The organism is Pseudomonas sp. SIMBA_068 (assembly GCF_046534705.1).
In the GTDB taxonomy this organism is placed as follows: domain Bacteria; phylum Pseudomonadota; class Gammaproteobacteria; order Pseudomonadales; family Pseudomonadaceae; genus Aquipseudomonas; species Aquipseudomonas putida.
On record NZ_JAWRYI010000277.1, the window covers coordinates 1 to 299 of the forward strand.

Consider the following 299-nt stretch of genomic DNA (forward strand, 5'->3'; position numbering starts at 1 on the left):
ATTCACTCATGCTTCAACGCGTTGATCGCGCTCTCAATCTCTATGGGCTGTAATAAGCCTGAAGGCGGCGATTTCAGTAGCTGTGGGCAAAGCCGTTCAAGCTCTGCCAGCAGGTTGATCGCCTGTGAGTGATTCCAGTCGGAGGACTCTGTATCCTGACGCCGCGCCAGCCACTGGGCCAGTTGCGTCGCAGAGATCTCCTGCTGCCGGGCGAGATAGCCTAACAGCTCAGGAATCAAGATTTGTAAATTTTGTGTTCGTAACGGTAAAGGCACCGCGCGTAAGGTCACGTGGTCGCC

Annotated in this window: 1 protein-coding gene; it reads right to left on the bottom strand. The window is 54.8% G+C overall.

Annotated features, from left to right (window positions below; all coding sequences use genetic code 11):
- Window positions 1-2: 2 nt before the first annotated feature.
- The coding region (locus SB756_RS29180) for a hypothetical protein (protein WP_410913018.1) at window positions 3-299 on the bottom strand (297 nt) is incomplete at its 5' end.